At 73.1% G+C, this 24,787-nt stretch carries 25 protein-coding genes; 11 read left to right on the forward strand and 14 right to left on the reverse strand.

The annotated features are described in order from the left end of the window. Positions 1-74: 74 nt before the first annotated feature. The 7 genes from ACFY00_RS01260 to ACFY00_RS01290 form a co-directional block, all read right to left on the reverse strand. Complete coding sequence (locus ACFY00_RS01260; protein WP_388026045.1) at positions 75-590, reverse strand: DUF4240 domain-containing protein; 516 nt, start codon at positions 588-590, stop codon at positions 75-77. A gap of 136 nt (positions 591-726) precedes the next feature. Further along, complete coding sequence (gene sucB, locus ACFY00_RS01265; RefSeq protein WP_388026048.1) at positions 727-2,520, reverse strand: 2-oxoglutarate dehydrogenase, E2 component, dihydrolipoamide succinyltransferase; 1,794 nt, start codon at positions 2,518-2,520, stop codon at positions 727-729. Positions 2,521-2,578: 58 nt separating this feature from the next. Further along, entirely contained in the window at positions 2,579-3,985 is a 1,407-nt protein-coding gene (gene lpdA / locus ACFY00_RS01270; protein ID WP_388026050.1) for a dihydrolipoyl dehydrogenase, read from the reverse strand. Between the two features lie 368 nt (positions 3,986-4,353). Continuing rightward, entirely contained in the window at positions 4,354-5,850 is a 1,497-nt protein-coding gene (locus tag ACFY00_RS01275; RefSeq protein WP_388026052.1) for a leucyl aminopeptidase, read from the reverse strand. A 236-nt stretch (positions 5,851-6,086) separates the two neighbouring features. After that, positions 6,087-6,905: an adenosylcobinamide-GDP ribazoletransferase gene (locus ACFY00_RS01280; protein WP_388026055.1), complete on the reverse strand. Its 819-nt coding sequence runs from the start codon at positions 6,903-6,905 to the stop codon at positions 6,087-6,089. Positions 6,906-6,922: 17 nt separating this feature from the next. Next, on the reverse strand, positions 6,923-8,041 hold the full coding sequence (locus ACFY00_RS01285) for a nicotinate-nucleotide--dimethylbenzimidazole phosphoribosyltransferase (RefSeq protein ID WP_388026057.1): 1,119 nt from the start codon (positions 8,039-8,041) through the stop codon (positions 6,923-6,925). Between the two features lie 11 nt (positions 8,042-8,052). After that, positions 8,053-8,613 (reverse strand): bifunctional adenosylcobinamide kinase/adenosylcobinamide-phosphate guanylyltransferase, encoded by a 561-nt coding sequence (locus ACFY00_RS01290; protein ID WP_388026060.1) that lies wholly within the window; start codon positions 8,611-8,613, stop codon positions 8,053-8,055. Between the two features lie 92 nt (positions 8,614-8,705). On the opposite strand from ACFY00_RS01290, the gene ACFY00_RS01295 reads away from it, so the two are divergent. Next, positions 8,706-8,906: a hypothetical protein gene (locus ACFY00_RS01295; RefSeq protein WP_388026562.1), complete on the forward strand. Its 201-nt coding sequence runs from the start codon at positions 8,706-8,708 to the stop codon at positions 8,904-8,906. 56 nt (positions 8,907-8,962) lie between these two features. Here the strand turns inward: ACFY00_RS01295 and ACFY00_RS01300 are convergent, their stop codons facing one another. After that, the gene (locus ACFY00_RS01300; RefSeq protein ID WP_388026062.1) at positions 8,963-9,607 is read right to left on the reverse strand and encodes a class I SAM-dependent methyltransferase; all 645 of its coding nucleotides are present in this window, start codon (positions 9,605-9,607) and stop codon (positions 8,963-8,965) included. Positions 9,608-9,867: 260 nt separating this feature from the next. Further along, positions 9,868-10,419, reverse strand: a complete 552-nt coding sequence (locus ACFY00_RS01305) for a DUF3043 domain-containing protein (RefSeq protein WP_388026065.1) — start codon at positions 10,417-10,419, stop codon at positions 9,868-9,870. Between the two features lie 255 nt (positions 10,420-10,674). On the opposite strand from ACFY00_RS01305, the gene ACFY00_RS01310 reads away from it, so the two are divergent. Both ACFY00_RS01310 and ACFY00_RS01315 read left to right on the forward strand, forming a co-directional pair. Beyond that, positions 10,675-11,466, forward strand: a complete 792-nt coding sequence (locus ACFY00_RS01310) for a PspA/IM30 family protein (protein WP_388026067.1) — start codon at positions 10,675-10,677, stop codon at positions 11,464-11,466. A gap of 31 nt (positions 11,467-11,497) precedes the next feature. Next, positions 11,498-11,791 (forward strand): hypothetical protein, encoded by a 294-nt coding sequence (locus ACFY00_RS01315; RefSeq protein ID WP_388026069.1) that lies wholly within the window; start codon positions 11,498-11,500, stop codon positions 11,789-11,791. 79 nt (positions 11,792-11,870) lie between these two features. Here ACFY00_RS01315 and nadA read toward each other — a convergent pair whose 3' ends face one another. Continuing rightward, a complete protein-coding gene (gene nadA / locus ACFY00_RS01320) occupies positions 11,871-13,052 on the reverse strand; it encodes a quinolinate synthase NadA (RefSeq protein WP_388026071.1) in 1,182 nt (393 codons plus the stop codon). A 181-nt stretch (positions 13,053-13,233) separates the two neighbouring features. Here nadA and ACFY00_RS01325 point away from each other — a divergent pair, with 181 nt between their 5' ends. The 3 genes from ACFY00_RS01325 to ACFY00_RS01335 all read left to right on the forward strand — a co-directional run bounded on the left by ACFY00_RS01325 (position 13,234) and on the right by ACFY00_RS01335 (position 16,217). Beyond that, the gene (locus tag ACFY00_RS01325; RefSeq protein WP_388026073.1) at positions 13,234-14,160 is read left to right on the forward strand and encodes an NADP-dependent oxidoreductase; all 927 of its coding nucleotides are present in this window, start codon (positions 13,234-13,236) and stop codon (positions 14,158-14,160) included. Positions 14,161-14,238: 78 nt separating this feature from the next. After that, entirely contained in the window at positions 14,239-14,712 is a 474-nt protein-coding gene (locus tag ACFY00_RS01330) for an Lrp/AsnC family transcriptional regulator (RefSeq protein ID WP_388026075.1), read from the forward strand. Positions 14,713-14,849: 137 nt separating this feature from the next. Continuing rightward, a complete protein-coding gene (locus ACFY00_RS01335) occupies positions 14,850-16,217 on the forward strand; it encodes a pyridoxal phosphate-dependent decarboxylase family protein (RefSeq protein ID WP_388026077.1) in 1,368 nt (455 codons plus the stop codon). A gap of 45 nt (positions 16,218-16,262) precedes the next feature. Here ACFY00_RS01335 and ACFY00_RS01340 read toward each other — a convergent pair whose 3' ends face one another. Beyond that, positions 16,263-17,144 carry a GNAT family N-acetyltransferase gene (locus ACFY00_RS01340; protein WP_388026079.1) on the reverse strand — a complete coding sequence of 294 codons (882 nt, stop codon included), beginning with the start codon at positions 17,142-17,144 and terminating at the stop codon, positions 16,263-16,265. A gap of 206 nt (positions 17,145-17,350) precedes the next feature. On the opposite strand from ACFY00_RS01340, the gene erpA reads away from it, so the two are divergent. Beyond that, positions 17,351-17,704 (forward strand): iron-sulfur cluster insertion protein ErpA, encoded by a 354-nt coding sequence (gene erpA, locus ACFY00_RS01345; protein WP_030460963.1) that lies wholly within the window; start codon positions 17,351-17,353, stop codon positions 17,702-17,704. Positions 17,705-17,776: 72 nt separating this feature from the next. Here erpA and ACFY00_RS01350 read toward each other — a convergent pair whose 3' ends face one another. Together ACFY00_RS01350 and ACFY00_RS01355 are read right to left on the reverse strand one after the other, a co-directional pair. Then, entirely contained in the window at positions 17,777-18,376 is a 600-nt protein-coding gene (locus ACFY00_RS01350; RefSeq protein WP_388026081.1) for a hypothetical protein, read from the reverse strand. A gap of 94 nt (positions 18,377-18,470) precedes the next feature. Beyond that, positions 18,471-18,689, reverse strand: coding sequence for a hypothetical protein (locus ACFY00_RS01355; RefSeq protein ID WP_388026083.1), 219 nt, complete (start codon positions 18,687-18,689; stop codon positions 18,471-18,473). 204 nt (positions 18,690-18,893) lie between these two features. Between ACFY00_RS01355 and ACFY00_RS01360 the strand changes: the two genes are divergently transcribed. Next, on the forward strand, positions 18,894-19,871 hold the full coding sequence (locus ACFY00_RS01360) for a carbohydrate kinase family protein (RefSeq protein WP_388026085.1): 978 nt from the start codon (positions 18,894-18,896) through the stop codon (positions 19,869-19,871). A gap of 16 nt (positions 19,872-19,887) precedes the next feature. On the opposite strand, the gene ACFY00_RS01365 is transcribed toward ACFY00_RS01360, so the two are convergent. Then, the gene (locus tag ACFY00_RS01365; protein ID WP_388026087.1) at positions 19,888-21,297 is read right to left on the reverse strand and encodes a cysteine desulfurase/sulfurtransferase TusA family protein; all 1,410 of its coding nucleotides are present in this window, start codon (positions 21,295-21,297) and stop codon (positions 19,888-19,890) included. Between the two features lie 365 nt (positions 21,298-21,662). On the opposite strand from ACFY00_RS01365, the gene coxB reads away from it, so the two are divergent. Genes coxB through ACFY00_RS01380 form a run of 3 tightly spaced genes read left to right on the forward strand, consistent with a single transcriptional unit; the run spans position 21,663 to position 24,711 of the window. Further along, positions 21,663-22,523, forward strand: coding sequence for a cytochrome c oxidase subunit II (gene coxB / locus ACFY00_RS01370; protein ID WP_388026089.1), 861 nt, complete (start codon positions 21,663-21,665; stop codon positions 22,521-22,523). Beyond that, the gene (ctaD, locus tag ACFY00_RS01375; RefSeq protein ID WP_388026091.1) at positions 22,520-24,298 is read left to right on the forward strand and encodes a cytochrome c oxidase subunit I; all 1,779 of its coding nucleotides are present in this window, start codon (positions 22,520-22,522) and stop codon (positions 24,296-24,298) included. Before coxB ends, ctaD begins: the two co-directional genes overlap by 4 nt. Further along, complete coding sequence (locus ACFY00_RS01380) at positions 24,295-24,711, forward strand: cytochrome c oxidase subunit 4 (RefSeq protein ID WP_388026093.1); 417 nt, start codon at positions 24,295-24,297, stop codon at positions 24,709-24,711. The genes ctaD and ACFY00_RS01380 overlap by 4 nt, the downstream gene beginning before the upstream one ends. The last annotated feature ends 76 nt before the right edge of the window (positions 24,712-24,787 follow it).

Consider the following 24,787-nt stretch of genomic DNA (forward strand, 5'->3'; position numbering starts at 1 on the left):
CGCCCGGACGGCACCCGGACGGCCGCCACCCGAAAGGCGCGCCGTCCGGGCCCGCAGCCGTCCCGGCCCGGCCGTCAGTCCCCGTACAGCTCCCACAGCCGCGGGTAGCGGGCCGCCAGCTGGTCCTTGTCCGAGAAGTCGAACCACACCCCGTACGCGGCCGCGGGCTGCCGCACCCCCAGGTCCGGCAGCGGCAGCCCGGTCAGCCGCTCGTACGCCTCGTCGGCGGCGTAGCCGAGCTCCTCCCCGTCGCCGTCCTCCTCCTCGTCGAAGTCCGGCACCAGCTCGGCCAGCGCGTCCGGGTCGTGCACCGCGCCCTCGAACACGTCCCGGCCCTGGCCGATCAGCCAGCACCGGAAGTAGTCGAAGGCGTCCTCCGAGGCCCCGTCGAGCAGCAGGTGCGCGGCGCCCCACAGCTCCACCGTGTACGCCCGCTGGAAGCGCGCCTCGAACTGCCGGGCGAAGTCCAGCACCTCGTCCGGGGTGAGCCGCAGCAGCCGGTCGACCAGCGCCTCGGCCTGCTCGTCCGGATCGCCCGCGGCCGCTTCCCGGGCCTCGTCGACCAGTTGCCAGAATCCCGTCTCGTCCATCACCGCTCCAGCCTCCACGATCGCCGCCCCGCCCGCACCCGTTCCGACCCGCCGACCGGGCCGCGACGCGCGGGAGCCCCGCGCCGTCCGGGGACGGTGCGGGGCTCCCGACGGGGTGCCTACGGCAGGGGGCGGATCACAGGCCGAGCTCGACCTCGAACTCGCCGGCCTCCAGGATCTCCTTGACCGCGACCAGGTAGCGGGCGGCGTCCGCGCCGTCCACCAGGCGGTGGTCGTAGGAGAGCGACAGGTAGGTCATGTCGCGGATGCCGATGGCGGTGCCGCCGTCGGCCTCGATGACCACCGGGCGCTTCACGGTCGCGCCGATGCCCAGGATCGCGACCTGGTTCGGCGGGACGATGACGGTGTCGAACAGCGCACCGCGCGAACCGGTGTTGGAGATGGTGAAGGTCGCGCCGGACAGCTCGTCCGGGGTGATCTTGCTGTCGCGGACCTTCGCGGCCAGCTCCGCGGTCTTCTTCGAGATGCCCGCGATGTTGAGGTCGCCCGCACCCTTGATGACCGGGGTCATCAGGCCCTTCTCGGAGTCCACGGCGATGCCGATGTTCTCGGAGTCGAAGTAGGTGATGGTGCCCTCGGCCTCGTTGATCCGGGCGTTGATGACCGCGTGGGCCTTCAGCGCCTGGGCGGCGGCCTTCACGAAGAACGGCATCGGGGACAGCTTCACGCCCTCGCGGGCCAGGAAGGAGTCCTTCGCCTTCGCGCGCAGCGACATGATCCGGGTGACGTCCACCTCGACCACGCTGGTCAGCTGGGCCTGCTCGTGCAGGGCCTTCAGCATGTTGTCGCCGATGACCTTGCGCATGCGGGTCATCTTGACGGTCTGGCCGCGCAGCGCGGACGGCGCGGCGGCGGCCTTCGCCGGGGCGGCGGCAGCGGGGGCGGCGGCCGGGGCCGGCGCGGCCTTGGCGGCCTCGGCGGCGGCGATCACGTCCTGCTTGCGGATGCGGCCGCCGACGCCGGTGCCGGCGACGGAGGACAGCGCGACGCCGTGCTCGGCGGCGAGCTTGCGCACCAGCGGGGTGACGTAGGCGTCACCGGCGTCCGCGGCCGGAGCGGCGGCGACCGGGGCGGCCGGAGCAGCCACCGGAGCCGGAGCGGCCGGAGCCGGGGCCGGGGCCGGGGCAGCGGGGGCGGCCGGGGCCGGAGCGGCGGCCACCGGGGCCGGAGCGGGAGCCGGAGCCGGAGCGGCGGGGGCGGCCGGAGCAGCCGGGGCCGGAGCGGCGGGGGCGGCCGGGGCGGCGGCCGGGGCGGCGGCCGGGGCCGGGGCGGCGGGAGCCGCGCCCGCGGCACCGATCAGCGCGAGCTGGGCGCCGACCTCGGCGGTCTCGTCCTCGCCGACCAGGATCTTCACCAGGGTGCCCGCCACGGGGGAGGGGATCTCGGTGTCGACCTTGTCGGTGGAGACCTCGAGCAGCGGCTCGTCGACCTCGACGGTGTCGCCCTCGGCCTTCAGCCAGCGGGTGACGGTGCCCTCGGTGACCGACTCGCCCAGCGCGGGCAGCAGCACCGGGGTGGCGTCGCCGGCCGGAGCGGCCTCGGCGGCGGGGGCGGCCGGAGCCTCGGCGGCCGGGGCGGGGGCCGCGGGGGCCTCCTCCGCAGCCGGGGCGGCCGGGGCGGCGGCCGGAGCGGCCTCGGCCGCGGGGGCCGGGGCGGCGGCGGGGGCGCCGGAGCCGTCGTCGATGATCGCCAGCTCGGCGCCCACCTCGACGGTCTCGTCCTCGCCGACCTTGATCGAGGCCAGGATGCCGGAGGCCGGCGCCGGGATCTCGGTGTCGACCTTGTCGGTGGAGACCTCGAGCAGCGGCTCGTCGATCTCCACGCGCTCACCCTCGGCCTTCAGCCAGCGGGTGACGGTGCCTTCGGTCACGCTCTCGCCCAGCGCGGGCAGTGTTACTGAGACCGCCATGGTTCCAGCGACTCCTATCAAGTCTTGCGTACAGGAATGAACGGGGACGGGGGCGCGATCAGTCGTGCGCGTGCAGCGGCTTGCCGGCCAGCGCGAGGTGGGCCTCGCCGAGGGCCTCGGACTGGCTCGGGTGCGCGTGGATGAGCTGCGCGACCTCGGCGGGCAGGGCCTCCCAGTTGTAGATCAACTGGGCCTCGCCGACCTGCTCGCCCATGCGGGCGCCGACCATGTGGACACCCACGACGGCGCCGTCCTTGACCTGGACCAGCTTGATCTCGCCGGCGGTCTTGAGGATCTTGCTCTTGCCGTTGCCCGCCAGGTTGTACTTGAGGGTGACGACCTTCTCCTTGCCGTACTGCTCGACGGCCTTGGCCTCGGTCAGGCCGACGGAGGCGACCTCCGGGTTGGAGTAGGTCACCCGCGGGATGCCGTCGTAGTCGATCGGGACGACCTTGAGGCCGGCGATCCGCTCGGCGACGAGGATGCCCTCGGCGAAGCCGACGTGGGCCAGCTGCAGGGTCGGGACCAGGTCGCCGACGGCGGAGATGGTCGGCACGTTGGTGCGCAGGTACTCGTCGACCAGGACGTAGCCGCGGTCCATCGCGACGCCCTGCTCCTCGTAGCCCAGGCCGGCCGAGACCGGGCCGCGGCCGATCGCGACCAGCAGCACGTCGGCCTCGATGGACTTGCCGTTCTCGGTCGAGACCCGGACGCCGTTCTCGGTGTACTCCACGCCGGAGAAGCGGGACTTGAGCTCGAACTTGATGCCGCGCTTGCGGAAGGCGCGCTCCAGCAGCTTGGAGGAGTTCTCGTCCTCCAGCGGCACCAGGTGGGGCAGGCCCTCGACGATGGTGACGTCGACGCCGAAGGACTTCCAGACCGAGGCGAACTCGCAGCCGATGACGCCGCCGCCGAGGATGATCGCCGACTTCGGGATGTAGTCCAGCTTCAGCGCGTGGTCGGAGGAGATGATCCGGTTGCCGTCGATGTCCAGGCCCGGGATCGAGCGCGGCACGGAGCCGGTGGCGAGGACGATGTGGCGGCCCTCGATGCGCTGGCCGTTGACGTCCACCGAGGTCTGCGAGGAGAGCTTGCCCTCGCCCTGGATGAAGGTGACCTTGCGGGAGGCGACCAGGCCCTGCAGGCCCTTGTATAGGCCGGCGACGACGTCGTCCTTGTACTTGTGGACGCCCTTGATGTCGATGCCCTGGAACGTGGCGAGGACGCCGAACTCGGCGGCTTCCTTCGTCTCGTCGGCGACCTCGGCGGCGTGCAGCAGCGCCTTGGTCGGGATGCAGCCGCGGTGGAGGCAGGTGCCGCCCAGCTCGCCCTTCTCGATCAGCGCGACGCTCAGGCCGAGCTGGGCGCCACGGAGCGCCGCGGCGTAACCGCCGCTTCCGCCTCCGAGAATGACTACGTCGAAAACGGTGCTGGCGTCGTTCGCCACGTCACGTCCTCCATGCAAAAGGTGCGGATCGCCGGGCCGGTCGCGGTCCGGTGGGTGAGTGCCCTTGTAAGAGCGCCCAGTCGTGCCGGAAATACATCTTTGCACTTGTTGGCAGCGGGTGGCGTCGGCGGGTGCCCCGAGGCGCTCCCGGTGCGGTCCGCGTGGCGGCGGCATGACCCGTTCTCGGAGGTATCGTCGCAGCTCACGGCCGGGAAATCGGCAAGCGGAGGTACTCCGTCCGGGGGGCTTCACCGGCCTGGTTCCGCTCTGCGGAATCAATTTTCGCCGGAGGCGAACACGTCGTCGAATTGTCACCCCGTGCTACCGGCTGGTAATGCGCGCGGGGCCCGGCACCACCGGTGCCGGGCCCCGCGACGGTCAGCGGATCACGCGCCCGCGGCGGTGTCCTCCGCGAAGCGGACCAGGGTGCGCACCGCGCTCGCGGTGCCGCCCTTGGGGGTGTAGCCGTGCGGGCCGCCCTCGTTGAACGCCGGACCGGCGATGTCCAGGTGCGCCCAGGCGGTGCCCTCGGCGACGAACTCCTGCAGGAACAGGCCGGCCACCAGGCCGCCGCCCATCCGCTCGCCCATGTTCGCCAGGTCCGCGACGGTCGACTCGACCATGCCCTTGCGCAGGTGGGTCGGCAGCGGCATCGGCCAGGACGCCTCGCCCACCGCCTCGGCGGTCTCGTGCAGGCGGGTGCGCAGCGCCTCGTCGTTGGCCATCACGCCGAAGGTGCGGTTGCCCAGCGCCAGCACCATCGCACCGGTCAGGGTCGCCACGTCGACGATCACGTCCGGCTGCTCCTCGCCGGCCCGGACGATCGCGTCGGCCAGCACCAGCCGGCCCTCGGCGTCGGTGTTCAGCACCTCGACGGTCTTGCCGCCGTACATCCGCAGCACGTCGCCCGGGCGGGTGGCCGAACCGGACGGCATGTTCTCCGCCAGCGCCAGCCACGCCGTCACGTTGACCTGCAGGCCCAGCCGCTTGGCGGCGACCACGGCGGCGAACACCGCGGCGGCGCCCGCCATGTCGCACTTCATGGTCTCGTTGTGACCGGCCGGCTTCAGCGAGATGCCGCCCGAGTCGTAGGTGATGCCCTTGCCGATGAAGGCCAGCGAGGCCTTCGCCTTCGGGTGGGTGTAGGCCACCTTCACCAGCCGGGGCGGGTTCGCCGAGCCGGCGCCCACGCCCAGGATGCCGCCGTAGCCGCCCTTGGCCAGCGCCTTCTCGTCCAGCACCTCGACCTTGAGGCCGTGCTCCTTGCCCGCCGCCTGCGCGATCGCGGCGAAGGACTTCGGGTTCAGGTCGTTCGGCGCGGTGTTGACCAGGTCGCGGGCCCGGTTCATCTCCTCGCCGACCACCGCGGCCCGCTCCACGGCGGCCTTGGCGTCCTTCGAGGCCTTCCGCTCCGCCAGCAGCACCAGCTCGGCGACCGGGGCCTTCGCCACCTCGCCCTTGTAGCTGCCGAAGGAGTACGCGCCGAGCAGGCCGCCCAGGGCGACCGCCTCGACCTCGTCGGCGGAGGCCGCGGGCAGCGCCAGCGCGACCTTCTTCGCCCCGGCCAGCGCCCGGGCGGCCGCACCGGCGGCCCGGCGCAGCTCCTCGGCGCCGAACGCGCCCTCGGGCGCCGGGCCCAGGCCCACGGCCAGCACCAGCGGGGCCTTGGCCCCGGCCGGGGCGGGAAGCTTGACCGTCTCACCCTCGGCGCCGGTGGCGCCCAGGGTGGTGAGGACCTCGGCCAGCTTGCCCTCGAACGCCTCGACGACCGCCTCGGCGCCCGGAGCGACGACCAGGCCCTTGGGGCCCTTCGCCACACCGACCACCAGGGCGTCCGCCCGCAGGCTTACGGCGGAGGAGGTGCTCACAGACAGTGCAGTCACGACAAATGCGTCCTGTTCTTTCGCGGTCCACAGCCGGTGACGGCTCCGTTGCCGACCGGCAAAACCCAGGCAGACTCCGCGGCGAAACGGGGCACAGGGCCAGGGTGCTCACCGCATGGTAGTCCGCATACTGGGATCGCGCCGCCCCGCCCACCCCGGGCACGAACCGCTGCGGGACGTGACGGTGCGTGAGTTCGTGCACGGCGAGGGAGTTGACGCCGACTCACCCCGGCCGCTCACAGCAGCGCGGCCGCCACCAGCGCGGACGTCGCCGCCGTCTCCACCAGCGCGCCCAGCACGTCCCCGGTCACGCCGCCGAATCGCCGCACGCACCGCCGCAGCAGGACGCCCGCGGCGAGCACGCCCAGCAGCACCGCGACGCCCGACTGCCAGCGCGCCGCCGCCGCCGCACCGGCCACCAGCAGCGTCCCCGCCACCGCCGCCCGGGGCCGCACGGTGGCCGCCACCACCGCCCCCAGCCCGCCCGGCCGGGCCGCCGGGACCGACCGCAGGCACCCCCAGGCCAACGCCGCCCGCCCCGCCGTCGCGGCCACCGCCGCGGCCAGCGCCCCGCGCCCCGGCGAGAGCGCGAACTCCCCGGCCAGCGCCGCGACCTGGGCCAGCATCAGCAGCACCAGGGTCAGCACCCCGAACGGGCCGATGTCCGACTGCTTCATGATCCGCAGGGCGTCCTCGGCGGGCTTCCCGCTGCCCAGCCCGTCCGCGACGTCCGCCACCCCGTCCAGGTGCAGCCCCCGGGTCAGCAGCGCGCCGACCGCCACCGCCGCCACCCCGCCGAGCAGCCCGCCGCCGCGCCAGGCCACCAGCGCGCCCGCCGCCCCGGCGAGCGCGCCCACCACCAGCCCGACCAGCGGCGCCAGCACCATCGCGGCCCCGCCCGCCGTCCGGTCCCACCGGTGCACCCGCACCCGCAGCACCGTCAACGTCCCGAACGCGAACCGCAGTCCGTCCCCGACCCACCGCCCCGCCCGGGCCGGGAGCGACCCGGAGCCCTCCGCCGCGAGCGCCTCCGGCTGTGCGTGCCCGCCGTTCATCCCGCGCCCCGGCGGAGTCAGTAGCGGTCCAGCAGGTCCGCGGCCGTCGGCAGCTTGGCCGGGGCCCGCGGCGGCAGCGGCTTGGCGCTCGGGACGGCGGTCGGCTCGGCCAGGGCGTCCCCGGCGGCCTGCAGCAGCGGCAGCGCCAGCACCGCGCCGACGCCCTCGCCCATGGTGACGCCCGCCTCGTGCAGCGGCGTCAGGGTCAGCCGGTCGTACGCCTTGGCCTGGGCGGGCTCGCCGGTGAGCGCGGACGCCCGCCACCACTCGGGGGCCCGGAAGGCGATCCGCTGGGCGACCAGCGCGCAGGCCGCCGAGACCACGCCGTCCAGGACGACCGGGAGCTTGCGGACGGCCGCCTGCAGCAGGAAACCGGTGATCGCGGCGAAGTCGGCGCCGCCGGACGCGGCCAGCAGCGCGAGCTGGTCGCCCAGCACCGGGCGGGCCCGGCGCAGCGCGTCCCGGACGGCGGCGCACTTGACCATCCAGGTGCGGTCGTCGACGCCCGAGCCGCGGCCGGTGACGGCGGCGGCGTCGGTGCCGCAGAGCGCGCCGATCAGCACGGCGGCGACCGTGGTGGAGCCGACGCCCAGGTCGCCGAGCAGCACCAGGTCGGTGCCCGCGTCGGCCTCCTCGTCGGCGACGGCCATCCCGGCCCGGAACGCCCGGGCGGCCTCCTCCGCGCTCAGCGCGTCCTCGACGTCGATCCGGCCGGAGCCGCGGCGCACCCGGTGGCGGACGACCTCCTCGGGGAACTCGTTCGGGTCGGCGTCCACCGCGACGTCGACCACCCGGACGTCCGCCCCGTAGCGGCGGGCCAGCACGGCGACCGGCGCGGTGCCGTCCAGCACGGCGCGGACCCGGTCGGCGGTGCCGCCGCGGGCGTCGAGGGTGGAGACGCCCAGCGAGGCGACGCCGTGGTCGGCGGCGAACAGCAGCACCCGGGCGGCGGTCACCGGGCGGACCGGGGACTCCCCCTGGGCGGACGCCAGCCAGGCACCCAGCTCCTGGAGCCGGCCCAGGCCGCCGCGCGGCACGGCCAGTTGCTGCCAACGCTCCTCGGCGCCGCGCCGCGCACCCTCGTCGGGGCGTTCGACGAGCGAGGAGAAAGTGTCGAGATCCACGGTGGTGTCCATCGCCCGGCAATCTACACGGCCGCCGCTTTGACGGTCAGCACCTGCCCGGCGACCACCAGCAGCACCTGCTCGGAGGCGTCGGCGACCGCCATGTTGAGCCGCCCGAGGGTGTCCCGGAAGCGCCGCCCGGCGGCGGTGGCGGGCACCACGCCCATCCCGACCTCGTTGGAGACCGCGACCGCCTCCCGGGCCGTCGCGGCCCAGGCCGCCGCCAGCGCCGCGCAGCGCGCCTCCACCGCCTCCTGCCCGCCGCCGAACCAGACCGCGTCCTCCCAGGCCCCGCACTCGTCCATCACCGCGGTCAGCCACAGCGCCAGGCAGTCGATCAGCACCGGCGCCCGGTCCGAGCCGTCCGCCAGCACCTCCTCCAGCGCGCAGGTCTCGGCGGTCCGCCAGGACGAGGGGCGCCGGGCCCGGTGCAGGTCGACCCGCCGGGCCCAGTCGAGGTCGCCGTCCCGGCGGCCGGAGGTGGCCACGTACAGCACGTCGGGGCGGTCGGCGAGCAGCAGCTCGGCCCGGGTGGACTTGCCGGAGCGGGCGCCGCCGAGGAGCAGGGTGCGGGGGAGTGCCATGCGATCATCCTGCCGGACGGAGCTTCGCCCCCGCGCCGGGTGGGCACGCTACCGTCACGATCCCAGTGGCACGACTCGCGGAGGAGCCCGGCATGGTGTGGACCTGGCGGTACGAGAAGAACGACGGCACGGTGGTGGAGCCGGCCAACGGCGTCGAGGAGTTCTCCAGCCAGGGCGACGCGGAGTCCTGGATCGGCGAGGAGTGGAAGACCCTGCTGGAGGACGGCGTGGACCGGGTCGTCCTGGTCGAGGACGGACGGGACGTCTACCCGATGAGCCTGCACGAGGCCTGACCCCCCGTCGGCCCCGGCCGCCGCCCGGCGGCTGCTCGGCCCCGGCCGCTTCCGGGCTACTTCTCGGCGACCACGTGCAGCAGCGCGGCGACGTGCCGGTACGGGTCCTGCTTGCCGGCCCGCTCCTCGGCGTCGAGCAGCTGGGCGAGCTGCCGGCCGTCGACCGGCGCGGCCTCGTCCGGCATGGCGTCGGTGAAGACCCGCACGCCGTACCAGCGGCGGACCGGGACGGCGAACCCGGCGAGCGTGCCGGAGAGTTCGGCCAGGCGGTCGGCCCGGGCGGGCAGGCCCAGGCGGTTGGTGTAGCGGGTGGAGTCGAAGGCCTCCTGGCAGGCCCGCCAGTCGCCCGTCAGCCCGGCCCGCATGGCCAGCGCGTCGCCGTTGCGGACCAGCAGCGAGAGCAGGCCGCCGGGGGCCAGGATCCGCGCCACCGAGGCCAGCATCGGCTCCGGGTCCGGCAGGTACATCAGGGTGCCGTGGCAGAGCACCAGGTCGAAGCTGCGCGGGCCGAACCAGCGGCCGACCTGGTGGCCGTCGCCGGTCAGCAGCTGCACCCGCTCGCGGACCTCCGGCGGCTCGGCGCACAGCGCCTGGTGGGCCAGGCCCAGGGTGCCCGGGTCGGGGTCGATGCCGGTGACGAAGTGGCCCGCCCGGGCCAGCCGCAGCGCCTGGGTGCCCTCGGCGCAGCCGACGTCCAGCACCCGCAGCGCGATGCCGCGGGTGAGCTGCTCGGCGAGCTGCCGGGTGACCAGCTCCTGACGGACCAGGTTGTGCAGCCCGCCGTGCCGCTCCAGCCACTCGCCAGCCCCGCTGTGGTACGGCCCGCCGCGGGCCGGCAGCCGCCCGTGCCGGCCCCGCGGCGCGTAGCCGTGGCCCTGCTGCGGGGGGATGCCCGGTGCGCCGAGGGCCCCGACCGGATGCTGCGCGGACGGGGCCCAGTACGGCGGAACGGCTTCCGCGGTCAGGGTCGCTCGCCCCGCTTGACCATCGGCTTGGGCAGCCGCAGCCGGCGCATCTGCAGGGTGCGCATCAGGCCGTACATGACCGCGCCGCGGGTGTCCCCGTTCGGGAAGCGCTGCGCGAGGGACTTGCGCAGCTGGAGGCCGATCCGGACGAAGTCCAGGATGACCACCACGAAGAAGACCATGAACAGCAGGGTGGAGAGCACCTGCAGGGAGTTGATCTTGGTGATGCTGAGCACCAGCACCACGACCGCGTACGGCAGGAAGAACTCGGCCGCGGCCCAGCGGGAGTCGATGAAGTCGCGGACGTAGCGCCGCACCGGCCCCTTGTCGCGCGCCGGCAGCGCCCGCTCGTCGCCCTCCAGCAGCGCGGTGCGCTGCTTCTCGCGCTCCGCGCGCATCCGCTCGCGGGCCTGGCGGGCGGCCTCCTTGCGGTCCTTGGGGACGGTGACCCGGGTCTTCCGGTTGGCCTCGGCCTCACTGCGCTTGGGCGTGGGCCGGCCCTTGGGAGCCTGCGGGTCGCGGGGCGGCTTCTCGTCCTCCTTCGTCATGGTGACGGTGGAGGAGGAGGCGGCGGATTCATCAGAGCGGCGTCGAAACACACTCCCAGCGTACGGGTTGACCGGCGCCTTTCCGGCGCGACCCCGGACGCGAACCGATATCGATCGTGAGGACGATGCCGAACGGCCGCCCGCTGTAGCAGCATTGTTGCAGGCTGGTGCACTGCGCCGGTGGCCTCACCGCGCATACACTCGACCTGTCACGAGACGCAAACCCAGGCCCGAAGAAGGGGGCTATCGAGGCCCATGAGCGACGGAATCATGAAGCGTATGGGGCTGATCTTCCGCTCCAAGGCGAACAAGGCCTTGGACCGGGCGGAGGACCCGCGCGAAACGCTCGACTACTCCTACCAGAAGCAGCTGGAACTGCTGCAGAAGGTGCGCAGGGGCGTCGCCGACGTGGCCACCTCCCGCAAGCGCCTGGAGCTCCAGCTGACCCAGCTGCAGCAGCAGTCCGCCAAGTACGAGGACCAGGGCCGCAAGGCGCTGTCCCTCGGCCGCGAGGACCTCGCCCGCGAGGCGCTCAGCCGCAAGGCCAACCTGCAGGCCCAGATCACCGACCTGGAGACGCAGTACCAGGCCCTGCAGGGCGAGGAGGAGAAGCTCACGCTCGCCTCCCAGCGGCTCCAGGCCAAGGTGGACGCCTTCCGCACCAAGAAGGAGACCATCAAGGCCACCTACACCGCCGCCCAGGCGCAGACCCGGATCGCCGAGTCCTTCTCCGGCATCTCCGAGGAGATGGGCGACGTCGGCCTGGCGATCCAGCGCGCGGAGGACAAGACCGCGCAGATGCAGGCCCGCGCGGGCGCGATCGACGAGCTGCTGGCCTCCGGCGCGCTCGACGACGCCAGCGGCCTCGGCCGCAAGGACGACATCGAGGCCGAGCTGGAGCGGGTGGCCGGCGGCAACGACGTCGAGCTGGAGCTGGCCCGGATGAAGGCCGAGCTGACCGGCGGCACCCCCGCCTCCCAGCCGCAGGCGATCGAGCAGGGCAAGAACGACACCCCGCCGCCGCCCACCATCAACTACCAGAAGTAAGCCCGCGAGCAACAAGGGGAGACGCACCAGCATGATCATGCGGGTCTTGGGTGAGGGGCAGTTCGAGGTCGCGGAGGCCGACCTGAACCGGCTGAACCAGCTGGACGACGAGCTGCTCCAGGCCGTCGAGGCGGGCGACGAGGCGGCCTTCCAGGCGGCGCTCGGCAGTCTGCTCGCGGCCGTTCGTGAGGTCGGCACGCCGCTCCCGGCGGAGTCGCTGGAGCCGTCGGACCTGATCCTGCCGGACGCCGAGGCGTCCCTGGAGCAGGTCCGCGAGCTGCTGCGGGACGAGGGCGACGGTCTGATCCCCGGACTCCCGGAGTAGTTCGGGCGCCACACGTGAGGAGAGGGCGGGCACCCCCGGTGGGGTGCCCGCCCTCTGGTGCACGCGGGTGGCAGAACCGTTACGGCAGGGCCAGCATCCGGTCCAGCGCCGCCTTGGCGTGCTTCTCGGTCTCGGCGTCCACCGTGATCACGTTCGGCACCCGGCCCTCGACCAGCGACTCCAGCGCCCAGACCAGGTGCGGCAGGTCGATCCGGTTCATGGTCGAGCAGAAGCACACGGTGCGGTCGAGGAAGACGACCTCCTTGTCCGGGTGCGCCTTGGCCAGGCGGCGGACCAGGTTCAGCTCGGTGCCGATCGCCCACTTCGAGCCGGGCTCGGCGGCGTCCAGCGCCTTGATGATGTACTCGGTCGAGCCCACCATGTCGGCGGCGGTGACCACCTCGTGCTTGCACTCCGGGTGCACCAGCACGGTCACGCCGGGGATCCGCTCGCGGACCTCGTCGACCGACTCCACGCTGAAGCGGCCGTGCACCGAGCAGTGGCCGCGCCACAGGATCATCTTCGCGTCCCGCAGCTGCTCGGCGGTCAGGCCGCCGTTCGGCTTGTGCGGGTTGTAGAGCACGCACTCGTCCAGCGGGATGCCCATCTCCAGCACCGCGGTGTTGCGCCCCAGGTGCTGGTCGGGGAGGAACAGCACCTTCTGCCCCTGCTCGAAGGCCCACTCCAGGGCGCGCTTGGCGTTGGAGGAGGTGCAGATGGTGCCGCCGTGCTTGCCGGTGAACGCCTTGATGTCAGCCGAGGAGTTCATGTACGACACCGGCACGGTGACGTCCGCGACGCCCGCCTCGGTCAGCACGTCCCAGCACTCGGCGACCTGCTCGGCGGTGGCCATGTCGGCCATCGAGCAGCCCGCCGCGAGGTCCGGCAGGACGACCTGCTGGCGCTCGGAGGTGAGGATGTCGGCGGACTCGGCCATGAAGTGCACGCCGCAGAAGACGATGTACTCGGCCTCCGGGCGGGCCGCCGCGTCCCGGGCCAGCTTGAAGGAGTCGCCGGTGACGTCGGCGAACTCGATGACCTCGTCGCGCTGGTAGTGGTGGCCCAGGATGAAGACCCGGTCGCCGAGCTTCTCCTTCGCGGCGCGGGCGCGCGCCACCAGGTCGGGGTCGGAGGCGGCGGGCAGGTCGCCGGGGCACTCCACGCCGCGCTCGCTGTTCGGGTCGGCCTCCCGGCCGAGCAGCAGCAGGGCGAGCGGCGAGGGCGCGGGGTCGGTGCCGTAGGTCTCGGTGGTGGTGGTCACGGGCTGCTGCCCTCCTGGTGCGGCCGGATGAACACCAGCCTTCTCGTCTATCTGACGTTATCTATGATAACCGGTTGTCGTCAGTCTGACGATGGCCGTCCTGTCGATGTGACGAGAACCGCTCACCGGGATGGATGCTTCCGGCGCGAGGACCCGCCGTGCCGTCCGGTTGGCTGGGGGCATGAAGGCAATCGCGATCAACCGCTACGGCGGCCCCGACGTGGTCGAGTACACCGAGCTCCCCGACCCGAAGGTCGGCCCCGACACCGTACTCGTCCGCACCCGCGCGGTCGGCGTCAACCCCGTCGACTGGAAGATCCGCGAGGGGCACCTCGACGGCGTCCTCGACGCGCACTTCCCGCTGGTCATGGGCTTCGACCTGGCCGGCGTCGTCCAGGCCGTCGGCGGCGCCGTCACCGAGTACGCCCCCGGCGACGAGGTCATCGGCTACGTCCGCAAGGACGTCATCGAGCACGGCACCTACGCCGAGCTAGTCGCCGCCCCCGTCCGCACCCTGGCCCGCAAACCCGCCGCCCTCGACTGGGCCGAGGCGGGCGGACTGCCCACCGCCGGGCTCACCGCCCAGCAGGCCCTGGTCGGGGCGCTCGGGCTGCGCCGCGGCGAGACCGTGCTGATCCACGCCGCGGCGGGCGGCGTCGGCTCGATCGCCTGCCAGGTCGCCACCGCCCTCGGCGCCCGGGTCATCGGCACCGCCGGGGAGCACAACCACACCTTCCTGCGCGGCCTGGGCGTCGAACCCGTCGAGTACGGCCCGGGCCTCGCCGGACGCGTCCGCGCCCTGGCCCCCGAGGGCGTCGACGCCGCCCTCGACCTGATCGGCGGCGACGCCGTCGAGACCTCGATCGACCTGCTCAAGGACCCCACCCGGATCGCCTCCGTGGTCGACTACACCGTCACCGCCCGCGGCGGCCGCTACGTCTTCACCCGCCCCGACCCCGAGGACCTCGCCACCGTCGCCCGGCTCGCCGAGGAGGGCCTGCTCACCGTCCCCGTCGCCTCCACCTTCCCGCTCAGCCAGGCCGCCTCCGCCCAGGCGCTCAACGCCGAGGGCCGCACCCGCGGCAAGATCGTCCTGCTGGTGGACTGACCCGGCCCCAGCCGTCCGCGAGAATGGGCTCCGCGCAGCCGTGCCACCCACGGCTCACCACCCTCACCCGCACCACCCGTGGAGCCCGCCATCAGCACCCACCGGCCGCCCGAGTCCGGCCAGCAGGCGCTCGACGACACCGACCGCCTGCTGATCGAGCACCTCAGCCGCGACGCCCGCGCCTCCTACGCCGAGATCGGGCTGCTCACCAACCTCTCCGCCACCGCCGTCCGCCGCCGGATCGACCGGCTGCGGGCGCGCGGCGTGGTCCGCGGCTTCACCGTCGTCCTGGACCCCGCCCTGCTCGGCTGGCGCACCGAGGCCTTCGTCGAGGTCTACTGCCGGGCCCGCACCTCGCCCGAGGAACTGCTCGCCACCCTGCGCCAGTTCCCCGAGGTCGCCGCCGCCTGGACGGTCACCGGCGACCCCGACGCCCTCGTCCACCTGCGCGCCGCCGACACCCGGCACCTGGAAGCCGTCATCGAACGCATCCGCAAGGAGCCCGGCGTCCAGCGCAGCCGCTCCGCCGTCGTCCTCTCCCAACTCATCTGACGCAGCTTTCCTGCGCGACCCCGCCCGAACACGCAGGAAACCGGCCCCGGACGGCCCCGTTCCGACGCGCGCCCGCCCACCCCCGCTGCCTACGCTGATCTTGCCCCCAGCACCAGCCCGCAGCGAAGAGGACACCCGTGTACGCAGCCCCCGACCGCATGCACAAGCCGGACAACGAGTTGGTCGACCTCGTCTTCGACTACATGCGCGAACGCCTGCAGTACGACCCCGTCCCGCTCGACCACCCCGGCGACGGCACCCACCTGCGCGAGGCCCTCGCCGGGCTGCTGAACGACCACGGCAACGACCCCGCCGACGTCCTCAAGCTCTACGACCACGAGCTCTCCCGCGCCGTCATCTCCGCCGACAGCCCGCGCTACCTCTCCTTCATCCCCTGCGCCCCCACCAAGGCCGCCCTGCTCTTCGACATGGTCGTCTCCTGCGCCTCCCTGCAGGGCATCTCCTGGCTGGAGGCGGCCGGCGCGATCGCCGCCGAGAACCAGGTCCTGCGCCTGATAGCGGACCGGGCCGGCCTGCCCGCCAGCGCCGGGGGCACCTTCGTCTCCGGCGGCTCGGCCGGCAACCTCTCCGCCCTCGTCGTCGCCCGCGACACCGCCCGGCGCCGCCTCGGCGTCGGACCGGAGGCCCGGCTGCGGATCGCCGTCGCCGACCAGGTGCACTCCTCGGTCAAGAACACCTTCAACATCATCGGCGTCGAGCCCTTCCTCGTCCCCGCCGTCGACCGCCGCCTCACCGGCGCCGCCCTGCGCGCCGCCCTCGCCGCCGACCCGCGCCCCGAGACCGTCGTCGCCGTCGTCGGCACCGCGGGCACCACCAACGAGGGCATCGTCGACGACCTCGCGGGCATCGCCGAGGTCGCCCGCGAGCGCGACCTCTGGTTCCACGTCGACGGCGCGTACGGCGGCGCGGGCCTCTTCGCCCCCTCCGTCCGCCACCGCTACGACGGCATCGAGCACGCCGACAGCTTCGTCGTCGACCCGCACAAGTGGCTGTTCGCCCCGTTCGACTGCGCCGCCCTGCTCTACCGCGAACCGCGCCTGGCCCGCGCCGTCCACACCCAGGACGCCTCCTACCTGGACGTCCTGCACACCGAGGGCGACGAGTGGAACCCCACCGACTACGCCTACCACCTCACCCGCCGCGCCCGCGGCCTCCCGCTCTGGTTCTCCCTCGCCGTCCACGGCGTCCAGGCCTACACCGACGCCATCGAGGCCGGCCTGCGGCTGGCCCGCGACACCGCGCAGCTCATCCGCGACACCGAGCACCTCGAACTCCTCCACGACCCGCAGCTCTCCGCCGTCTGCTTCCGCCGCAAGGGCTGGACCCACGACGACTACTACCGCTGGTCCCGGCAGCTCCTCGCCGACCAGACCGGCTTCGTCACCCCCACCGGCTGGGACGGCGAGACCGTCGCCCGCTTCGCCTTCCTGCACCCGGGGACGACGATGGAGATGGTCCGGGAGATCCTCGCCACCATGGAGTAGGCGCTCCTGCCGGGGGCCCGTGCCGCTCCGGGCCCCCGAACGCCGCTACAGGTACCCCCCGTTGGGGACGTACGGCATCGGCGGTCGCATCCCGCGCAGCCCCAGGTAGCCGCGGGTGGACAGCGACAGCCCCAGGTCGAGGCCGACGTCCACCGCCCACTCCTGCTCGGCGGTGAGGAAGGAGACGCTCGCCTCCGTCCCGACCGGGACGCGGGCCAGCGCCTCCCGCAGCAGCCGGACGGCGATCCGCTTGGAGGTCGCCGCGAGCAGCTGGACCTCGCCGCCGTCCCGGTAGCAGTAGCCCGTCCCGGCCAGGGTGTCCGCGACCAGCAGCTCCTCGAAGTGCGCCAGCATGAACGCGTGGTCGGGCCCGTGCGCCGCGCCCCGCAGGCGGCGGTCGACCGAGTCGAGCAGGTGCAGGTGCGTCGCGTTGCCCGCGTGCACCGGGATCTCGCCCGGGTCCAGCAGCCGCTCCCGGTCGACCCGCCCGGTCAGCCGCATCGTCGGGTGCAGCGTGAACCCGGCCCGCCGGTAGCGCCGGGCCGCCGCCGGGGACGGCGAGGCGCACAGCATGCCGCGCAGGCAGCCCCGCCCGTACGCGGTGGCCCGCTCCAGCAGCAGCCGGCCCACGCCCCGCCCCTGCGCGCTGGGCAGCACCACGAACAGCGGCAGCACCCACACCCCCTCGCGGCGCAGCGACAGCGCCGCCCCGACCGCCTCGCCGTCCTGCTCGGCGATCCAGCACCCCTGCGGGTCGGTGACCGCCAGGTGGCGGGTGCGGGCCGCCCCGCGGATGCCGCGGCGCACGTCCACCGGGCCCTGCTCCTCGTCCGGCGGCCGTTGGTCCAGGTCGCGGAAGGCCGTCACGGCGATCCGGTTCACGGCCTCGGCGTCCTCTGCGGTGTCCCTGAGCTGACGAATGATCACCCGTCACATCCTGCTGCGCCCGGTGCGCGGGCGGTAGCGGTTTGCCGAAGCGGGCGGTGACCCACCGCGCCCGGTGTGCGAGCATGGGGTACGTGGGGGAGTGGGCGACGAAAAAAGTCCCCCGAACGCACCACCTCCCGGAAATGAATCCGGGGGGCCGCTGGTTGGCACTGGCGGATCACCGTCGTCACAGACCGGGAGTAAGCATGACCGTCCAGGACGAGACCACCGTCGAGAGTGGCATCCTCCTCACCGAGGCCGCCGCGGCCAAGGTCAAGGGCCTGCTGGAGCAGGAAGGCCGCGACGACCTCTCGCTGCGCGTCGCCGTGCAGCCCGGCGGCTGCTCGGGCCTGCGCTACCAGCTGTTCTTCGACGAGCGTTCGCTGGACGGCGACGTCGTCAAGGACTTCAACGGCGTCAAGGTCGTCACCGACCGGATGAGCGCCCCCTACCTGGGCGGCGCCACCGTCGACTTCGTGGACACCATCGAGAAGCAGGGCTTCACGATCGACAACCCGAACGCCACCGGCTCCTGCGCCTGCGGCGACTCGTTCAGCTAAGCCTTCCGAGGCCCGGCACGCCCGAGGGCGGCTCCCCAGCACGGGGAGCCGCCCTCGCGGCGTTCCGGGGGCCTACCGCGGGTCGCCGCCCGCGACGCCGCTCTGCGGGGGCACCTGCTGGTCGGTCGCGGTGTCGACCACGGCGCCGCCGGTCATCGGCTTCGGCAGCGTGACGGTGGCCTGCTGCTCCTTCATCACCATCGGGCAGGCCTTGCCGGGCTCGGCGGTCTGGGTGATCACCACCCGCAGCCGCACCACCGGCGGGTTGTCCTCCTCGACCCGGACGCCGTACTTGTCGCAGACCCCGGCGGTGAAGAACACCGTCAGCTGGGTCGGGCCGTCCTGCCGGTAGCCGGTCGCCGGGATCTTCACCGCGGTCGGCGGGTGCTCGCCGACGGCTATCCCGGGCGTGGTCGACTGCGCCGCCGAGGGCTGCGGGCTCGCGGCCGCGGTCGGGTCGGCGGCCGCCGGGGCGGACGCGGACGGCGACGGGCTGGCGGACGGCGAGAGCACGGAGCTGCCGGGGACGGGGCTGGCGGTCGCGGTGGCGGGCGTGCCCAAGCTGCCGCACGCGGTCAGCAGGCCGGCCGCGAGGGCCGCACCGGCGAGCGCGGCGGCCGCCCGGCGCGCGTACGGGGCCTTGGTGGAGACGGCTGCGGTGCTGTCGTCCATGATCTGCGTTCCTCCCGAGGGTCGTGCGGCGCCGCCGGGAGCGGCCCCGCGCCGGTTTGACGTGCCCCGGAGGAAACCGGTTCCGTCGGCTGCTCTAGCCGCCGTACTCCGGCATGCCCGCGACCACCCGGCGCGCCGCGACCGGCACCCGGACGACCGGGGCGGGCGGGGCGGCGACCGCCGGGAGCGGGCCGGTGGCAGGCCAGAACCGGCCCAACCGGCGTGAGGAGTCCAGCAGTTCGGCCAGCGTCTCGGCCTCGGGGGCCTCGGGGCGGCGGCCCGCCCGCCACCCGGAGGAGTGATCGATCACCATGCGCGCACCAGCTCCGATCGCCGTGCCGCGGCCACGGCGCCGCGGACTGGACGGGGGCCGCGTCCGGCCCCCGTACTGGCGACCCTAGGCCGATGCACGGCCGGAAGACAGCCTTACCGATCGGTAGCACCCGGTCGGTGCGGGTACCGTAGGCGGGTTGTTGCCCGCAGCTCCGGCCACGGCCGGGCCGCCAGAGGAGACCTCGTGCGCATCGCCGTCGCCGGCTCGATCGCCACCGACCACCTGACGACCTTCCCCGGACGCTTCTCCGACCAGCTGGTGCCCGAGCAGCTGCACACGGTCTCGCTGTCCTTCCTGGTCGACACCCTGGACATCCGCCGCGGCGGGGTCGGCCCCAACATCGCCTTCGGCATGGGCGTGCTGGGCCTGAACCCGATCCTGGTCGGCGCGGCCGGCGGCGACTTCGCCGAGTACCGCAGCTGGCTGGACCGCCACGGCGTGGACACCGACTCGGTGCACATCTCGGAGACCCGGCACACCGCCCGCTTCATGTGCACCACCGACCAGGACCACAACCAGATCGCGTCCTTCTACACCGGCGCGATGGCCGAGGCCCGCAACATCGAGCTCCAGCCGATCGCCGAGCGGGTCGGCGGCCTCGACCTGGTCCTGATCGGCGCGGACGACCCGGCCGCGATGGTCCGCCACACCCAGGAGTGCCGCACCCGCGGCTACGCCTTCGCCGCCGACCCCTCCCAGCAGCTCGCCCGCCTGGAGGGCGACGACATCCGGGAGATCGTCGACGGCGCGGCCTACCTCTTCACCAACGAGTACGAGGCCGCGCTGATCGAGTCCAAGACCGGCTGGTCCGCGGACGAGATCCTGGAGCGCGTCGGCACCCGGGTCACCACCCTCGGCGCCAAGGGCGTGCGCATCCAGCGCCGCGGCGAGCCCGACGTCGTGGTCGGCTGCCCCGCCGAGGAGCGCAAGGTCGACCCGACCGGCGTCGGCGACGCCTTCCGGGCCGGCTTCCTGGCGGGCGTCTCCTGGGAGCTCGGCCTGGAGCGCGCCGCCCAGATCGGCTGCATGCTCGCCACCCTGGTGATCGAGACCGTCGGCACCCAGGAGTACGAGCTGCGCGGCGGCCACTTCCTGGAGCGCTTCGAGGCGGCCTACGGCGCCGAGGCGGCCAAGGAGATCAGCACCCGGATCACCGTCTGACCCGGGCCGGGGCGGTTCACGCCCGCTGCACCAGGTAGGCCGTCCCGCGGGCGCCCCCGTACTGCTCGGCGGGGGCCTCGCCCGCGTAGGCGTGGCCGCACATCTCGCACCAGGCGGGGATGTCGTGGCGGGCCGCCTCGTCGTCGGACAGGACGGCGACGCGGCCGCCGGGGGCGACCTCGCCGATGCGCTTGGCGAGTTCGATGACCGGGATCGGGCAGCGCTTGCCCAGCGTGTCGAGGACCAGGTCCGGGGCGGGGTCCGGGGCCTGGCTTCGATCCGGGTCGGCCGCCGGAAGGTCGAGGTCGAGGCCGAGCGGGGCGCGCACCTCGGCGACCACCCGGGGCAGCACGCCGAGGAAGGCCTCCACCTCGGCGCGGGTGGTGCCCGCGGGCAGCGAGACGCGCAGGTTGCCCTCGGTGAGCACGCCCATCGCGGCCAGCACGTGGCTGGGCGTCAGGGTGCTGGAGGTGCAGGAGGAGCCGGAGCTGACCGCGAAGCCCGCCCGGTCGAGCGCGGTGAGCAGCACCTCGCCGTCCACGTACAGGCAGGAGAAGGTCACCAGGTGCGGCAGCCGCAGCTCGGGGTGGCCGACCACCTCGACGGCGGGGACGAGTCGCGGGACGCGGTGGCGGATCAGCTCGACGAGCTCCCGCAGCCGGGCGCCCTCGGCCTCGGCCTCCGCCCGGACGGCGCGCAGCGAGGCCGCGGCGGCGACGATCGCGGGCACGTTGGGGAAGCCCGGCACCCGCCCGCCCTCGCGGTCGTCTGCGGGCAGCGCGGAGGAGAAGCGGACGCCCTTGCGGACGCCGAGCACCCCGACGCCCGCCGGGCCGCCCCACTTGTGGGCGCTGGCGGCCAGCACCGACCAGCCCGCCGGGACGGGCAGCCGTCCGGCGCTCTGCGCGGCGTCGACCAGCAGCGGGACGTCGCCCAGCAGCGCGGCGGTCTCGGTGACCGGCTGCAGGGTGCCGACCTCGTGGTTGGCGGACTGCAGCACGGCGAGCGCGGTGTCGGGGCGCACCGCGGCGGCGAACTCCGCCGGGTCGACCCGGCCGTGGCGGTCGACCGGGACGGAGGTGACGGCCCCGCCGTCGGCCTCCCAGCGCTCGGCGGTGTGCAGGACGGCGGAGTGCTCGACCGCGGAGTGCACCAGGTGGGCGCCGCGGCGGCGGTGGCCGCGCAGGGCGCCGAGGACGCCCAACTGGAGGGCCTGGGTGCCGGATGCGGTGAAGGAGAGCTCGTCGGCCCGGGCGCCGAGCGCTTCGGCGACGGTCTCCCGGGCGGCGTCCAGCAGCATCCGGGCCTGCCGGGCGGAGCGGTGCAGCCGGGCCGGGTCGGCCCAGCCCTCGTCGAGGGCGGCGATCAGGGCCTGCCGGGCGACGGGGTGCAGCGGGGCGGTGGAGGCGGCGTCGAAGTAGGGCACCCGGCCACCGTAGACGACGCGGGGGCCGCCCCATACGGGGTGATTCCTCCCGCTGCCGCGGGGCGGCCGACGGGCCGTCACCCGCGTGTCGCAGTACGGTCGCCCGTTCGGTCGTGAGAGGCTCGGATGTCCGCCATGACCTGCGACTCCATCCGTCCCGCGGGGGTGGTTCACCCCACGGGGTGCCGAACGGGTAGCCGGGCGGCGCGTTACCAGGGGCTGCCCGTGAGTGCCGCATAAGGATGGAGTAGCGTTTGGCCCGCATAAGCATTCAAACCGTGCCCGTGGCCGGACCGCCGAGGAGACCCTGACAACAGGCTCCTCCCGGTGGTGCGTTCGCGGGCGAGACTTCGGGAAGGCGCTACGTGAGTCCCAACGGCTCCGACCGCTCGCCGCGGCGCACGATGCGGCGGAAGCTGCCTCAGGCGCTGGCACTGGGCCTCGTCATCGCGACCGCCACCGGCTGCTCGGCCAACGACCTGCCCAGGCTTGGCCTCCCCAGTCCCGTCACCAAGGAAGGCCCGCTGGTCCTTCACATGTGGCAGGGCTCGTGGATCGCGGCTCTGGTTGTTGGTGCATTGATGTGGGGTCTGATCCTCTGGAGCGTGTTCTTCCACCGGCGCAGCCGCACCAAGGTGGAGGTCCCCGCTCAGACCCGGTACAACGTGCCCATCGAGGCGCTGTACACCGCGGTCCCCCTCGTCATCGTCTCGGTGCTGTTCTACTTCGTCGCCCGCGACGAGGCCACCCTGACGAAGGTCGACGCCAAGCCGCAGCACACCATCAACGTGGTGGGCTTCCAGTGGAGTTGGGCGTTCAACTACGAGAACTCCGAGATCCCGGACCCGGCGAGCACCACCGCCGCGTACGAGGTCGGCAGCACCAAGGAGCCCCCGACGCTCTACCTGCCGATCAACGAGACCGTGAAGTTCCGGCTGACCTCGAACGACGTCATCCACGACTTCTGGCCCGTCAACTTCATGATGAAGATGGACGTCGTGCCCGGCGTGGTGAACGAGTTCCAGGTCACCCCGACCGCCCTCGGTACCTACCGCGGCAAGTGCGCCGAGCTCTGCGGTGTCGACCACTCGCGGATGCTGTTCAACGTGAAGGTCGTGTCGGCCGCCGACTACCAGCAGCACCTCAAGGACCTCCGCGACAAGGGCCAGGCCGGCGCGGTTCCCGCAGGCATCCTCCCCACCACGGGAAGTAGTGAAGAGAAGTGACCATCCTCAACGAGCCCGCCGCGGCCGGTGGGGGAGCCGGGGCCGTCACCTCGGGGACTCCGCGGGTGCGCAAGCCGGGCAACGCGATCATCAAGTGGCTGACCACCACTGACCACAAGACGATCGGCACGATGTACCTGGCGACCTCGTTCGCCTTCTTCCTGATCGGTGGCGTGCTCGCCCTGGTCATGCGTGCCGAGCTGGCCCGTCCGGGGACGCAGATCCTGTCGAACGAGCAGTTCAACCAGGCGTTCACCATGCATGGCACGATCATGCTGCTGATGTTCGCCACCCCGCTGTTCGCGGGCTTCGCCAACTGGATCATGCCGCTCCAGATCGGCGCCCCCGACGTCGCCTTCCCGCGCCTGAACATGTTCGCCTACTGGCTGTACCTGTTCGGCTCGGTCATCGCGGTGGCCGGCTTCGTCACCCCGCAGGGCGCGGCCGACTTCGGCTGGTTCGCCTACTCGCCGCTGTCGGACGCGGTCCGCTCGCCGGGCGTCGGCGCCGACATGTGGATCATGGGTCTGGCCTTCTCCGGCTTCGGCACCATCCTCGGCGCGGTCAACTTCATCACCACGATCATCTGCATGCGCGCGCCCGGCATGACGATGTTCCGGATGTCGATCTTCGTCTGGAACGTCCTGCTGACCGCCGTGCTGGTCCTGCTGGCCTTCCCGGTCCTCGCGGCCGCGCTGTTCGCCCTGGAGGCCGACCGCAAGTTCGGGGCGCACGTCTTCGACCCGACGAACGGCGGAGCGCTGCTCTGGCAGCACCTGTTCTGGTTCTTCGGCCACCCCGAGGTCTACATCATCGCGCTGCCGTTCTTCGGCATCGTCTCCGAGATCATCCCGGTGTTCAGCCGCAAGCCGATGTTCGGCTACTCCGGCCTGATCGCCGCGACCATCGCCATCGCCGGCCTCTCGGTGACGGTGTGGGCGCACCACATGTACGTGACCGGACAGGTGCTGCTGCCGTTCTTCTCGTTCATGACCTTCCTGATCGCGGTCCCGACCGGTGTGAAGTTCTTCAACTGGGTCGGCACCATGTGGAAGGGCTCGCTGAGCTTCGAGACCCCGATGCTCTGGACGGTCGGCTTCCTGGTCACCTTCCTGTTCGGCGGCCTGACCGGCGTGCTGCTGGCCTCCCCGCCGATCGACTTCCACGTCTCGGACTCGTACTTCGTCGTCGCGCACTTCCACTACGTGGTGTTCGGCACCGTCGTCTTCGCGATGTTCGCCGGCTTCCACTTCTGGTGGCCGAAGATGACCGGCAAGATGCTGGACGAGCGCCTCGGCAAGATCACCTTCTGGACGCTGTTCGTCGGCTTCCACACCACCTTCCTGGTCCAGCACTGGCTGGGCGCCGAGGGCATGCCCCGTCGCTACGCCGACTACCTGGCCTCGGACGGCTTCACCACCCTGAACACCGTCTCGACCATCGGCTCGTTCCTGCTCGGCCTGTCGATCCTGCCGTTCCTCTACAACGTCTGGAAGACCGCCAAGTACGGCGAGAAGGTCAACGTCGACGACCCCTGGGGCTACGGCCGCTCGCTGGAGTGGGCGACCTCCTGCCCGCCGCCGCGGCACAACTTCACCACCCTGCCGCGGATCCGCTCCGAGTCCCCGGCCTTCGACCTGCACCACCCGGAGATCGCCGCGCTGGACTACCTGGAGAACCACGGCGAGCCGGCCAAGCACTTCGAGGGTGTGACCCCCGCGCAGTACGACCGTCCGTCGCTGGGCAAGGGCAAGAATGAGGGTGACGCCCGATGAAGGAACAGGGAAAGATCTTCGCCGGTCTGGCCGTGTTCATCCTGGCCATCGCCATCACCTACATGGTCTGGACCAGTAAGTCGGACCACGGCCTGGAGGCCGCGGGCACCACCGCGCTCTTCCTGGCCTTCGGCCTGGCCGCCTTCATCGGCTTCTACCTGGCGTTCACCGCCAAGCGGGTGGACACCGGTGCGGGCGACAACCCCGAGGCCCAGGTCTCGGACGACGCCGGCGAGGTGGGCTTCTTCGCTCCGCACAGCTGGCAGCCGCTCTCCCTGGCGATCGGTGGCGCGCTGGCCTTCCTGGGCGTCATCTTCGGCTGGTGGCTGCTGTACTGGTCGCTCCCGATCATCCTGATCGGCCTGTTCGGCTGGGTCTTCGAGTTCTACCGCGGCGAGAACCAGAACCAGTAGGTTCCGGAGCGCGCGAGCCGCGCGAGCCGCACGGCGGGGGGGGGGCCCCCCCCCGGGGGGGCCCGGCCCCCGCCGG

The organism is Kitasatospora sp. NPDC001540 (assembly GCF_042894345.1).
GTDB classification, from domain to species: domain Bacteria; phylum Actinomycetota; class Actinomycetes; order Streptomycetales; family Streptomycetaceae; genus Kitasatospora; species Kitasatospora phosalacinea_C.